The sequence below is a fragment of the Geodermatophilus obscurus DSM 43160 genome (assembly GCF_000025345.1).
In the GTDB taxonomy this organism is placed as follows: domain Bacteria; phylum Actinomycetota; class Actinomycetes; order Mycobacteriales; family Geodermatophilaceae; genus Geodermatophilus; species Geodermatophilus obscurus.
Window position 1 is genome coordinate 1,327,509 of the sequence record NC_013757.1, and the last position, 12,591, is coordinate 1,340,099.

Annotated in this window: 11 protein-coding genes; 9 read left to right on the plus strand and 2 right to left on the minus strand. The window is 75.6% G+C overall.

What is annotated here, in order from left to right; all coding sequences use genetic code 11:
* Positions 1-277 precede the first annotated feature (277 nt).
* The 7 genes from GOBS_RS06220 (at position 278) to GOBS_RS06250 (ending at position 8,061) form a co-directional block, all read left to right on the plus strand.
* The gene (locus tag GOBS_RS06220) at positions 278-1,468 is read left to right on the plus strand and encodes an FAD-dependent monooxygenase (RefSeq protein ID WP_012947447.1); all 1,191 of its coding nucleotides are present in this window, start codon (positions 278-280) and stop codon (positions 1,466-1,468) included.
* A gap of 45 nt (positions 1,469-1,513) precedes the next feature.
* On the plus strand, positions 1,514-1,846 hold the full coding sequence (locus GOBS_RS06225) for a hypothetical protein (RefSeq protein ID WP_012947448.1): 333 nt from the start codon (positions 1,514-1,516) through the stop codon (positions 1,844-1,846).
* 51 nt (positions 1,847-1,897) lie between these two features.
* Positions 1,898-2,425 (plus strand): hypothetical protein, encoded by a 528-nt coding sequence (locus tag GOBS_RS06230; protein ID WP_166487310.1) that lies wholly within the window; start codon positions 1,898-1,900, stop codon positions 2,423-2,425.
* A 237-nt stretch (positions 2,426-2,662) separates the two neighbouring features.
* Positions 2,663-4,552 carry a translational GTPase TypA gene (gene typA / locus GOBS_RS06235; protein ID WP_012947450.1) on the plus strand — a complete coding sequence of 630 codons (1,890 nt, stop codon included), beginning with the start codon at positions 2,663-2,665 and terminating at the stop codon, positions 4,550-4,552.
* Between the two features lie 435 nt (positions 4,553-4,987).
* On the plus strand, positions 4,988-6,232 hold the full coding sequence (locus tag GOBS_RS06240) for an aldose epimerase family protein (RefSeq protein ID WP_012947451.1): 1,245 nt from the start codon (positions 4,988-4,990) through the stop codon (positions 6,230-6,232).
* Between the two features lie 188 nt (positions 6,233-6,420).
* On the plus strand, positions 6,421-6,921 hold the full coding sequence (locus tag GOBS_RS06245) for a DUF5994 family protein (protein WP_012947452.1): 501 nt from the start codon (positions 6,421-6,423) through the stop codon (positions 6,919-6,921).
* A gap of 156 nt (positions 6,922-7,077) precedes the next feature.
* A complete protein-coding gene (locus GOBS_RS06250) occupies positions 7,078-8,061 on the plus strand; it encodes an NAD-dependent epimerase/dehydratase family protein (RefSeq protein ID WP_012947453.1) in 984 nt (327 codons plus the stop codon).
* A gap of 61 nt (positions 8,062-8,122) precedes the next feature.
* Here the strand turns inward: GOBS_RS06250 and GOBS_RS06255 are convergent, their stop codons facing one another.
* Positions 8,123-9,124 carry a sulfite exporter TauE/SafE family protein gene (locus GOBS_RS06255; protein WP_012947454.1) on the minus strand — a complete coding sequence of 334 codons (1,002 nt, stop codon included), beginning with the start codon at positions 9,122-9,124 and terminating at the stop codon, positions 8,123-8,125.
* A gap of 302 nt (positions 9,125-9,426) precedes the next feature.
* A complete protein-coding gene (locus GOBS_RS06260) occupies positions 9,427-9,975 on the minus strand; it encodes a sigma-70 family RNA polymerase sigma factor (RefSeq protein WP_012947455.1) in 549 nt (182 codons plus the stop codon).
* 86 nt (positions 9,976-10,061) lie between these two features.
* Here GOBS_RS06260 and GOBS_RS06265 point away from each other — a divergent pair, with 86 nt between their 5' ends.
* A complete protein-coding gene (locus GOBS_RS06265; protein WP_012947456.1) occupies positions 10,062-10,709 on the plus strand; it encodes a zf-HC2 domain-containing protein in 648 nt (215 codons plus the stop codon).
* A 44-nt stretch (positions 10,710-10,753) separates the two neighbouring features.
* The gene (locus GOBS_RS06270) at positions 10,754-12,571 is read left to right on the plus strand and encodes a copper resistance CopC/CopD family protein (protein ID WP_012947457.1); all 1,818 of its coding nucleotides are present in this window, start codon (positions 10,754-10,756) and stop codon (positions 12,569-12,571) included.
* The last annotated feature ends 20 nt before the right edge of the window (positions 12,572-12,591 follow it).

Consider the following 12,591-nt stretch of genomic DNA (forward strand, 5'->3'; position numbering starts at 1 on the left):
ACCCCCTGCCCCCGCCCAGTCGCAGGCTCGCAGCGGGACCCTGCAGGGGGCCGGCGCCGGGATCACCGGCGGACGGCTGTGCGCCCCGGCGTGCCGACCGACCACCTGCCGATGATCACGGCCGTACGAGGGCCCCGGACGCCGAGTCGCGTCCGGGGCCCTCGACGCGTTCCGGCACCGGGCGGGTCGTGGGAACCCCGCAGCTCTCTGCGGCGTCTGCCAGTTCACACCGTGCGGCGCGGCGGTCCACCCGCGTTCCGCGCGGGGGAGAGGGGGCGTGGCCGTGCGGGTCCTCGTCGTCGGAGCCGGCATCGCCGGGCTGTCGGCTGCACTGCGGCTGCGCCAGCTCGGCGGGTCCCCGACGGTGGTGGAGGCTGCGCCCGGGCCCCGGGGTGGCGGCTACATGATCGACTTCTTCGGTCCCGGCATCGACGCTGCCGACCGGCTGGGGCTGGGGCCCGGGCTGGAGCGCATCCAGGCCCCGATCGAGCGCCTGGTGTTCGTCGACGGGTCCGGTCGACCGCGGGTCGCCGTCGGCTACCCGGCGCTGCGCCGCCGCGTGTTCGGTGGGCGGCACCACAACTTCCTGCGCGGGGACCTGGAGGCCGAGCTGTACGCCGCGGCACGGAGCGCCGGGGTGGCGCCGTCCCACGGCCGCAAGGTGATCGGCGTGGAGCAGGCCGCGGCGGCCGGGGACCCGGTCGTCGTGCACTACGCCGACGGGGCCGAGGAGGAGTGGGACGTCGTCCTCGGCGCCGACGGGATCCACTCGCGGGTGCGCAACGACGTGCTGGAGCCGGACGAGTGGAGCACCCGCGACCTCGGTCACGCCGTGTGGACCTGGATCGTGGACGGCAGCCTGCCAGGGGTGCGTCGCGAGGACTTCGTCACGCTCACGGCACCCGGACGCATGGTGGCGGCCTATCCCGTGGACGAGAGGCGCACCGCCGCGTTCTTCGTGCACCGGTCGCCCGACGGTGGGGGTGAGCCCGGTGCCGACCTCCCCGAGGCGCTGCACCGCCGCTTCGGCGACCTCGGCTGGCTCGTCCCCGAGCTGCTCGCGACGCTCCCATCGGCCGTGGACCAATACACCGACCGGACCGTGCAGGTCCGCTCACGGGTGTGGCACCGCGGCCGGGTCGCTCTGCTCGGTGACGCGTGCTGGTGCGTCTCCCTGCTGGCCGGCCAGGGGGCGTCGCTCGCCCTCGCCGGCGGGGTGGCGGTGGCCGAGGAGCTGGCGACGGCGTCGACGGTCGCCGACGTCCCCGCCGCGCTGGACCGGGCCCGCGACCGGCTCGGGCCCGTCGTGACCCGGCTCGCCGACGCGGGCGCCCGCACGGCGTCCTGGTTCGTGCCCGAGGAGCGGTGGCGGATGGCCGTGCGGGACACGTCGCTGCGGGCATCGGCCTGGCCGGTCGTCGGCCCGGTGCTCGGCCGACGGTTCGGCTTCATCCGTCCGGCCGCGTAGCCCCGCACCGGGTGCAGCCCCACGGGGCCGGGGAGACTGGACGGCATGACGAGCTCGACCCTGACCCGCATGCGCACCCGCATCCCCTCCGCCCTCCTCGTGGCCGTCGGCCTGGCGGCCGGCTTCGGCGTCGCGCAGGGCACCGGGATCCGCGCCCTCGGCGGTGCGGTCTTCGCCCTCGGCGGGCTCGGCGCAGCCTGGCTGTGGGTCGAGCGCCGCGGCTGGGCGGTCGCCCTGGGACTGGGTGCGCTCTACATCGGCGCCTTCGTGCTCGCGCACGTCCTCGCGCTGGGCGTCGGGATGGCGTCCTGGCTGGCGGTGGCCCTGGTGACGCTGACTGCTGCCGGCACCACCTACGCGGTGGCCGACCGCGGCTGACACCCCCGCGGGGGGATGGTGCGCCGGGCGGTCATCGGCCAGGCTGACGGCGTGCCGACGCCCGGGGACCGCAGCTGGACGCCGGGGGACCTGTGGTCGGCCGCCTTCGGCGGTGCCTTCTTCGGCCCGGGGATGCAGGCGGCCGACGTCCTCGTGGCCGGCGAGGCGTGGAGCTGGGCCGAGGCCGCCCTGCGCAGCGCCTTCTTCGGCATCTGCATGGCCCTGGCCGCGATGGCGTACCTGCGCTTCTCGGCCCGCGTCCGGGAGCGGGCGGCCGTGGAGCGGGCCGTGTCGGCGGGCGCGCTCCCATGGGATGCCGGTGCGGAGTGGGTCGGCCGGTTGGCGGCCGAGCGACGGCGGCTGCGCTCGGACCTCGTCGGCGCGCCGCTGGTCTCCGCCGGCGTGGCAGTGCTGGTCGCGGCGGCAGCCCTGCAGCCGGAGGGGCCCGGCGGGTGGGGCTGGCTCTACGCCGTCGGCCTGGTGCTGACCGGCGGCCTCCTGGCGGTGCGAGGGCGCCGCCGGCTGCAGACCGCCGACCGGCTCCTGGCCGGGCTCGAGGAGCGCCCCGCCCACGCGTGAGCCTGCTCACGGATCACCGGCCGGCCCCCGGCAGGGTCCCGCCGCAGGCCCGTCCCGAGGCTCGCCCCGAGCGCGCGAGGGGTGAGGAGGACGGGGTCCTTCACCGGAGGGGGCAGGGGGTCCTTCTACTACCATGGGAAGGTCGCCGGGCCGGCGGCTGTTGACCCTGGTGTCTGGGCGCTCCGCAACAGAGACGGACGCGCCGACCCCCTGATCTCCCCCGAGGTGCCCTCCCGCATGCCCACCCGCGACGACCTGCGCAACGTGGCGATCATCGCCCACGTCGACCACGGCAAGACCACCCTGGTCGACGCCCTCCTCCGCCAGGCAGGCGCCCTCGGGCGCGCCAAGGGCGAGGGGACGGACAACGACTCCACGCAGGACCGCGTCATGGACTCGATGGACCTCGAGCGTGAGCGCGGCATCACCATCCTCGCCAAGAACACCGCCATCCACCTGGCCGACGAGAACGGCAACCCCGTCGTCGTCAACATCGTCGACACCCCCGGCCACGCCGACTTCGGCGGCGAGGTCGAGCGCGGGCTGTCGATGGTGGACGGCGTCGTCCTGCTCGTGGACGCCTCCGAAGGCCCGCTGCCGCAGACCCGCTTCGTGCTGCGCAAGGCGCTCGGCAAGGGGATGCCGGTCATCCTCGTGGTCAACAAGACCGACCGCTCCGACGCCCGTATCGCCGAGGTCGTCGACGAGACCTACGAGCTGTTCATGGAGCTGCTCGAGGACAACGGCATGGACCCCGAGGCCCTCGAGTTCCCGATCGTCTACAGCAACGGCAAGACCGGGCAGGCCTCGCTCACCCGGCCCGCCGACGGCACCAGCCCGGACAGCCCCGACCTCGGCCCGCTGGTCAAGACGCTGCTGGACACCATCCCGGCGCCGACCTACGACGCCGAGGAGCCGCTGCGCGCGCAGGTCACCAACCTCGACGCCTCGCCCTACCTCGGCCGGCTGGCGCTGCTGCGCATCCACTCCGGCACGATGAAGAACGGCCAGCAGGTCGCCTGGTGCAAGACCGACGGCACCATCCAGCGGGTCAAGATCACCGAGCTGCTGGTGACCGAGGGCCTCACCCGGACCCCGGCCGAGAGCGCCGGCCCGGGCGACCTGGTCGCCATCGCCGGCATCGAGGACGTCATGATCGGCGACACCCTCGCCGACCCGAACGACCCGCGCCCGCTGCCGCCGCTCACCGTCGACGAGCCCTCGATCTCGATCACCATCGGGATCAACACCGCGCCGCTGTCCGGCCGGTCGGGGAAAAAGCTCACCGCGCGGCTGATCAAGAACCGCCTCGACCAGGAGCTGGTCGGCAACGTCTCGGTGCGGATGCTGCCCACCGAGCGCCCCGACACGTGGGAGATGCAGGGCCGTGGCGAGCTGGCGCTGGCCATCCTCGTCGAGCAGTTGCGCCGCGAGGAGTTCGAGCTGACCGTCGGCCGCCCGCAGGTGGTCACCAAGGAGATCGACGGCAAGCTGCACGAGCCGGTCGAGCGGGTCACCATCGACACCCCTGGCGAGTACGTCGGCACGCTGACCCAGGCGCTGGCCACCCGGCGCGGGCGCATGGAGAACCTCGTCCACCACGACACCGGCTGGGCGCGGATGGAGTACATCGTCCCGTCCCGCGGCCTGATCGGGTTCCGCACCGAGTTCCTCACCGAGACCCGCGGCACCGGCGTCCTCAACCACAACCTCGAGGGCTACGAGCCGTGGCTGGGCGACATGCGCGCCCGCCCGACCGGCTCGCTGGTCGCCGACCGCCAGGGCGTGGCGACGTCGTATGCGATGTTCTCGCTGCAGGAGCGCGGCTCGATGATGGTCGCCCCGGGCACCGAGGTGTACGAGGGCATGATCGTCGGCGAGAACTCCCGCCCCGACGACATGGACGTCAACATCACCAAGGAGAAGAAGCTCACCAACATGCGGTCCTCGACCGCGGAGGAGCTCGAGCGGCTGGTCCCGCCGCGGATCCTGAACCTGGAGCAGGCGCTGGAGTTCTGCGCCGAGGACGAGTGCGTCGAGGTCACGCCGGCCGCCGTCCGGGTGCGCAAGGTGATCCTCGACCAGAACGAGCGCGGCAAGGCCAAGAACCGCAAGCCCAAGGCCTGAAAGTGGACCCCGTCCTCCCCACCGCTCGCACGCTCGCGGCGGTGCCCTGGACGGGGCCGGGGAGCGTCGCAGCGAGCGCTGCGAGCGGGGAGCGGACCGCGGCGCGGAGCCGGGCCGGGAGCGAGGCCTGGGAGAGGAACCCCGTCCTCACCCCTCGCAGGCTCGGGGCGAGCCTCGGGACGGGGCCAGCGGTGGGCCCCTGCAGCGGCACCGCTCGGGAGGCCTCGTCCGGTGTGTCCGGGCGGGGCCTCTCGCGTGTCGTGAGGCAGGGTGCGCGGGTCCGTTGACACCGTTTGCCGGGCCTCCCTAGCGTCTGGCGGCGTTCTGGGGTCGCACCACGGGGAGCCGAGCGCACGCCGTCCCAGGGGCGGGCTCGGCAGCGGTCCTGCCGCCGAGCGACCACGCCGGTGGCCCGCCACGGACACCGGAGTACCCATGCCCGGACACCCGCAGCCCGCTCCGCTCCCTCCCTCCACGAGGCGGTCGCGCCGGCGCCGCCGCTCGCTGGTTGCCGTCCTCGGCGCCGGCCTGCTGACCGGTGGCCTCGCCGCACCGGCGGGCGCGGCCGACGACCGGGACAGGGACGGCGGTGGTCCGAGCACGAGCGTCGAGCCCTTCGGTGCCACCCCCGACGGCACCGCGGTCGAGCGCTGGACCCTCAGCAACGGCGACACGACGATGCGCGTGCTGACCTTCGGCGGCGTTATCCAGACCCTGGAGGTGCCCGACGCCGAGGGGGAGGTCGAGAACGTCGTGCTGGGCTTCGCGGACCTCGAGGGGTACGTGTCCGAGGACGACCCCTACTTCGGCTCGCTCATCGGCCGCTACGGCAACCGCATCGCCGAGGGCCGCTTCACCCTCGACGGCGCGACCTACCAGCTGCCGCTCAACGACGGTCCCAACACCCTGCACGGCGGGACCGTGGGCTTCTCCGAGCGCATCTGGACCGCCACCGACGTCAGCGACGACGACGTCGCCGCCCTGCAGCTGCGGCTGGTCAGCGAGGACGGCGACCAGGGCTTCCCCGGCACGCTCACCACGACGGTCACCTACCGGCTGGACGCCGGGTCGCGGCTGACCGTGCACTACCAGGCCACGACCGACGCGCCTACCGTGGTCAACCTGACCCAGCACACCTACTGGAACCTGGCCGGCGAGGGTTCCGGGGACGTCTACGACCACGAGCTGCAGCTCAACGCCGGCGGCTTCACCCCGGTCGACGAGACGCTCATCCCGACCGGCGAGGTCGCCCCGGTGGAGGACACGCCGTTCGACTTCCGCGAGCCCACGCCGATCGGCGCGCGCATCCGCGTGGCCGACCAGCAGCTGCTCTACGGGCAGGGCTACGACCACAACTGGGCGCTGGACCGCGAGGACGACGGCGCGCGGGAGGGCTCGGACAGCGAGGACGCCCTGGAGGAGGCGGCCGTGCTGCACGACCCGGACAGCGGCCGGACGCTGACCATCTCCACGACCGAACCGGGCATCCAGTTCTACTCGGGCAACTTCCTCGACGGCACGCTCGTGGGCACCGGCGGCGGGGTCTACCGGCAGGGCGACGGGCTGGCGCTGGAGACCCAGCACTTCCCGGACTCGCCGAACCAGCCGGAGTTCCCCTCGACGGTGCTGCGCCCGGGCGAGGTGTACGACAGCACGACGGTGTTCGAGCTGACCTCCTGAGGCTCCCGGCGCCCCCGCGGACGCGAGGTACGTGGGGGCGCCGTCACCGGTCCATGACCCGAAGTGACGGCGGGCCGGGGGGCGCCGACCCGCCCGCGACGCGCTCACCGGGACCCGCCCCCTCGGCTGCCTACGTTCTCCTCGGGGCCGTGTAGGCGGGCCCGGGGATCGACGAGGAGGCGACGCTGATGAGGACCACCCGGCACACGCTGGCGGCCGAGGGACACCGCGGCGGGATCGACGTCCGGGTGAGCCTGCGCAGCGACGCGGGGTCCGGCGAACAGGCGTTCGACGGTGCCTGGTTCCCGCGCAGCCGCGACCTCGCCGTCGAGCTGCCCGAGCTGGTCGCCGCGCTGGACAAGCGGGGCCTGCGCATCGAGCGCTTCACCTATCCGCTCGACGCCTGGTCCCCCGCGCCGCGCAAGGTCGTCGTCGGCGGGCGGGTGGTGCGCACCGGCGGATTCCGCAGCATGGACGACGGCGTGGTGTGCCTGACCTGGGCGGGCGGCACGCGGCGCGCCGACCTGCTCGTCGTCCCTCCGGAGACTGACGTCATCACCGGCGCCCGGGCGCTGCGGCTGTGCACCCGCCGCGGCCTGCCGCGCTCGCCGCAGATGGTGCTGGCCGCCGCCCGCTCCACCCCGCTGCCGCAGGTCCCGGTCGGGTCGCCCTACGACCGGGCGGTCTGAGAAAGGACCCCGTCCTCCTCATCCCTCGCAGGCTCGCGACGAGCCTCTGGACGGGGCCGGCCCGGCGCGGGGCCCTGCAGGGTGGCCGTTCCGGTCTGCCGCCGCCGACAGCGAAGAGGCTGGACGGCGGGGAGCGGCTGGGCTGGGCTGACGGGCATGCGACTGCTCGTCCTCGGTGGCACCCACTTCCTCGGCCGGCACGTGGTGGCGGCGGCCCTCGACCGCGGCCACGACGTGGCGACCTTCACCCGGGGCGTCTCCGGGGAGCCGCCCGCCGGCGTGCGCGCGTTGCACGGCGACCGGGACGACCCCGCCGCGCTGCCGGCCGCGCTCCACGGCTGGATGCCCGAGATCGTCGTCGACACGTCCTGCCAGACCCGGGTGGCCGCCCGCAACGCCGCGGCCGTGCTGAGCGGCGTCCGCGGGTACGCCTTCGTCAGCAGCCTCAACGCCTACGCGAACTGGCCGCCTGGCCCGATCGGCCCCGAGGACGGCGAGCCGACCTGGGAGACCGACGAGGACGAGTACGGGCCGGTCAAGGCCTACGCCGAGCGCGAGATCCGGGCCGTGGTGCCGGGCCGCTTCCTCACCGCGCGGGCGGGGCTGATCGTCGGTCCGGACGACCGGGTGGACCGGCTGGGCTGGTGGCTGCGGCGGGTGGCACGCGGCGGGCGGGTCGTCGTCCCGGCGGAGGGGTGGGACCAGCCGATCGCCGCCGTCGACGTCCGCGACCTCGCCGGGTGGCTGGTGGCGATGGCCGAGCAGGGCGTGTCCGGCGCGGTGAACGCCACCGGCCCGACCGGCATGACCACCCTCGGTGGCCTGCTCGACCTCTGCCGCGAGGTCACCGGCGGCGACGCGGAGTGGGCACCGGTGCCGGAGGCCGACCTGCTGGCGGCCGGGGTCGAGCCGTGGCTGCACCTGCCGCTGTGGCTGCCGGCCGAGGTGGCCCGCACCGCCTGGGACGTCGACACCACCCGGGCGCGCGAGCTCGGGCTGCCCAGCCGGCCGCTGGGGCGAACCGTCGCCGACACCTGGGCCTGGCTGCAAGGCGTCGACGAGCTGCCGCCCCCGCCGCACGGCCTGTCCCGTCCCGGACTGCCCGCCGACCTCGAGGCCGCGGTCCTGACGCGAGGCTGAACGGCGAGGGGCCCCGCCCGGCAGCAGCCGGGCGGGGCCCCTCGTCAGCGCCTGCCGGCGCTCAATCCCGCGGGTCGATGGGCCGGCCTGCCGTGACGTCGCGCCGCAGGTCGGCGGCGTCCGCGCCGTCGGCCGGGAGCGTGATCTCGTCGTGCGTCCGCGCCGCCTCGGCCGCCAGGGCGTCGGCGGACTCCAGCGCGCGGTCCTTGCGGTACTCGCGGAACGAGTGGACGACGGCCGCGGCCCAGACGGCGTAGATGACGGCGTAGACGGCGTAGCGGACCGGGTCGGAGGCGTCGATCCAGTCGCTGCGCAGCAGGGTGCGGGTGTTGGTCAGCACGATCATGCCGCCGACCAGCGAGCCGAGCATGCGGGGCGGGACGTGCCGCACGAGCCACGCGGCGAGCGGTGCGGCGACGAGCCCGCCGGCGAGCAGCCCGAGCGCCCAGGTGGCGTCGACGCCCTGGGAGCCCAGCGCGACGAGGAAGCCGAGGCTCGCGGCCACGGCGATGAGGAACTCGGAGGTGTCGATCGAGCCGATGACCTTGCGCGGTTCCATCCGCCCGCTGGCCAGCAGGGCCGGGGTGCCCACCGGGCCCCAGCCACCGCCACCGGTCGCGTCGACGAAGCCGGCCACGAGGCCGAGCGGGCCGAGGAAGCGCTTGCGGACCGGCTTGCCCAGGTGCCGGCGGTCGATCCCCCGGAGGGTGAAGCGCACGAGCAGGTAGATGCCGAGAGAGACCAGGATCAGCGACATGACCGGGGCGGCGACCTCGGTCGAGAGGTTGGAGAGCACGTTCGCACCGATGAAGGCGCCGACCGCACCGGGGACGCCGACCTTGGCGACGACCTTCCAGTCGACGTTGCCGAACTTCCAGTGCGCGAGGCCGGACATCAGGCTGGTGCCGATCTCGGCGAAGTGCACGGTGGCCGACGCGGCGGCCGGGTTGGTGCCGATGGCGAGCAGCAGGGTGGTCGACGTGACGCCGTAGGCCATGCCGAGGCTGCCGTCCACGAGCTGCGCTCCGAGGCCCACGAGGGCGAGCAGGACGAGGGTCTTCACGGGCTGGTCTCCGGATCCGGGGAGGGCCGCGGGCGCGCCGAGAGGCGCAGCGCAGCGCGGTAGGAGGTGCGAGGGGGTGCGCGGAGCGCGGGAGGTCAGCAGCCCGGACAGCAGGCGGTGCAGACGCGCAGCAGGTCGACGTGGATCCGCCCCACGAGGAGCACCGTCGTCGCCGCCACGTCGGAATGTCTACCAGATCGATGGACATATGCCCAAAGCGCGTCCCGGCCCGTGGGACTGCCGGCCCCCTTGCCGGGTCCCGTCACGAGCTTGCGAGTGGCGGGGGGCAAGGGGGCCCCTTCTCAGGCGCGCGCGACCGTCGCGTCGTCCTCGCCCAGGGCCTCCACCAGGTCGGCCCGGGCCCGCGCCACCCGGGACCGGATGGTGCCCACCGGGCAGCCGGCGACCTCCGCGGCCTCCGCGTAGGGCAGCCCCAGCAGCTGGGTGAGCACGAAGGCCTCGCGGCGGTCGGGCGAGAGCCGGGCCAGCAGGTCGGCGACCGCGGCGCCCTCGCCCACCCGGTCCCCGTCGTTCCCGGCGCCGAGGGCCTCGAGGTCGGCGTCCTCCCGCACGAGGGTGAGCCGGCGGCGCCGGCGGGACCGGACGGCGTCGGCGCACACCCGCCGGGCGATCGACAGCAGCCAGGTGCGCAGCGAGGAGCGGCCCTCGAAGCGGTGCAGGGACCCGAAGGCGCGCAGGTAGGTCTCCTGCGTGAGGTCGTCGGCGGACTGCCGGTCCCCGAGGGCCGCGCACAGCCGCCAGACGTCGGACTGGGTGGCGCGCACGAGGGCCGCCGCGGCGAGGGGGTCCCCGTCGACGGCGGCAGCCGCCAGCCGCTCCAGGTCGTCCACGTGTCCCATCCTCCCCGCTGGACCGTCCCGGGGGCGTCACCCGAAACGAGGGGAACCAACCGGCCCCGGAGGACGACCACCCCATCATGCAGTGCACCCCGTACCGCGAGGCGGTCTCCGCCCGGCTCGACGGCGAGTCGCCCGGCCTGCCCGCCGGCGAGCTCGACGCGCACCTGGACGCGTGTCCTGCCTGCGCTGCCTGGGCCCGCCAGGCCGAGCTGGTCACCCGCCGCGCCCGGCTCGCCCCCGCGCCTGCTGTGCCGGATCTCACCGCGACGGTCCTGGCCGCGCTGCCCCGCGAGCTACCGGGCACGGCGGCGGCCGCCCGCGCCCGGCTGGCCACCGCCGCGCTGCGGCTGGCCCTGCTCGCCGCAGGCGTCGCGCAGGCGGCGCTCGCCTGGCCGTCGCTCGTCGCCGGCACCGGCGCCATGAGCGCGCCGGTGCACATGGCCCACGAGAGCGGCGTCTGGAACCTGGGCACCGCCGCGGCCTTCCTCGCCGTGGCGGCCGCCCCCCGGCTGGCCGCCGGTGCGCTGCCCTTCCTCGGCACGGTGGCCGTGCTGCTCGCCGTCCTCACCGTCGCCGACCTGCGGGCCGGGCACGTGGCCGCCGACCGTGCAGCCGCCCACCTGCTGCTGCTCGCCGGGGTCGCGCTGGTGGCCACCGTCGCCTGGCGGGGACGCCAGCGTCGCTCCGCCCTGCCCGCGGTCCGCCGTGAGCGGGTGCCGGCGTGACCGAGCTCCCGGGGTCACGAGATGACGCAGCAGCCCGGGCTCGCGTGGACGACGAGCGCCAGCGGGGAGGACACCTGAGCCGCCGCGCTCCCGGGGCGGTGCTGCTCCTGCTGGCCCTGCTCGGCCTGTGGCTCGGAGCAGGGGTGGCGACCGCGCCGCCCGCCGCCGCGCACGCCGAGCTGGTGTCGACCGACCCGGGCGAGGGGGCCCGGCTCGAGGAGCCCCCCACCCAGGTCACGCTGACCTTCACCGAGGGCGTCTCGCTCGGCGCCGGCCACACCCGCGTGCTCGACGCCTCGGGGGAGCGGGTCGACACCGGGTCGGCCACGGTCGAGGGCGACCGCGTCGTCGTCCCGCTGCGCGGCGACCTGCCCGACGACGGCTACCTCGTCACCTACCGGGTGGTATCGGCCGACTCGCACCCCGTCTCCGGCGCCTTCTCCTTCGTCGTGGGCGACGGCGAGCTGGTGCCCACGGACGCCGCCGCCGGCGCGGGCGACACCGACCCCGTGGTGGGAGCGGCGCTGCCGGCCGCCCGCTGGCTGGGCTTCGCCGGGCTGTCCCTCGCGATCGGCGTGCCGGTGCTGCTGCTGGCCGCCTGGCCGGCGGGCTGGGCCTCGGCGCGGCTGCGCCGCATGGTCACCGGCGGGCTGGCCGCCGTCGCCGCGGGCGCCGCCCTGACCTTCCTGCTGCAGGGCCCCTACGCCGCCGGCAGCGGGCTGGGCTCGGTCGCCGACCCTGCGCTGCTGGCCGCCACCGCCGACTCGGCCAACGGGGTCGCCCACCTGCTGCGGATCGTCCTGGTGGCCGCACTGGCGGTCGTGCTGCACGCGGTGTGGCGGCGGGGGAACCCGTCGGTGGTGGACGTGGTCGCCGGGAGCGTCCTCGCCGCCGCCCTCGTCGGCACGGTCGCCGCCGTCGGCCACCCGGTCGCCGGGCCGCTGCCGGCCCTGGCGGTGACCGCGGCCGCGGTGCACGTCGCTGCGATGGTCGTCTGGCTGGGTGGGCTCGCCGGTCTGCTCGGCGGGGTCCTGCGCGAGGAGGCCCCCGCGGACGACCTGGCCCGGGCGCTCCCGCCGTTCTCCCGGCTGGCCGCCGGCTCGGTCACCGCGCTGGTGGTCACCGGTGTCGTCCAGTCGGTGCGCGAGGTCGGCTCGCCGGCCGCCCTGGTGACGACCACGTACGGCTGGGTGCTGCTGGCCAAGCTGGCCCTCGTCCTCCTGCTGCTCGCCGCGGCCGGCGTCTCCCGGGTGTGGGTGCAGCAGCACCTCGGCGTCCGGCGGTCCCGGCCCGCGCCGCGCCGCCGGGTCACCGCGCACGCGTTCGCCGCGGCCGAGGAGCCCGAGCCCGATCCGGCTGTCGCCTCGGCCGCCGGGGCCCGCGCCGAGGTGCAGGCCGCCGCGGCGGCGGCCGAGCGGCCCGCACTGCGCCGCTCGGTGCTGGTCGAGCTCGCCGTCGGGCTCGTCGTCCTCGCACTGTCGGCCGTGCTCGTCGGCACCCCGCCGGCGCGCGCGGAGGTCGCGCAGCCGGTGGACGTGACGCTGCCGGTGCAGACCGCTGCGGGGGAGGACGGCAGCGTGCAGGTGTCGGTGGACCCGGCCGCCGCCGGCCCGAACACCCTGCACGTCTACCTGCTCGACGCGCAGGGCCAGTTCACCCAGCCCGTCGACATCCGGGTGACCCTCACCGAGCCGGCGCAGGAGATCGGCCCGATCGACGTCGCCCTGGAGCCCGCCGGGCCCGGCCACTACGTCGGGGACGGCATGGCGGTCCCCGGCGCCGGGACCTGGACCCTCGCCGTCACCGTCCGGCTCGACGAGTTCACCGCCGGCACCGCCAGCACCACCTTCCCGGTGCGCTGACCCCCTGAGCACCCGCTCCA

Excerpts from the sequence above, each read along its gene's own strand:
- GOBS_RS06245 (WP_012947452.1), top strand. The coding sequence starts at position 6,421 with ATGAGGACCACCCGGCACACGCTGGCGGCCGAGGGACACCGCGGCGGG.
- typA (WP_012947450.1), top strand. The coding sequence starts at position 2,663 with ATGCCCACCCGCGACGACCTGCGCAACGTGGCGATCATCGCCCACGTC.
- GOBS_RS06250 (WP_012947453.1), top strand. The coding sequence starts at position 7,078 with ATGCGACTGCTCGTCCTCGGTGGCACCCACTTCCTCGGCCGGCACGTG.
- GOBS_RS06265 (WP_012947456.1), top strand. The coding sequence starts at position 10,062 with ATGCAGTGCACCCCGTACCGCGAGGCGGTCTCCGCCCGGCTCGACGGC.
- GOBS_RS06225 (WP_012947448.1), top strand. The coding sequence starts at position 1,514 with ATGACGAGCTCGACCCTGACCCGCATGCGCACCCGCATCCCCTCCGCC.
- GOBS_RS06240 (WP_012947451.1), top strand. The coding sequence starts at position 4,988 with ATGCCCGGACACCCGCAGCCCGCTCCGCTCCCTCCCTCCACGAGGCGG.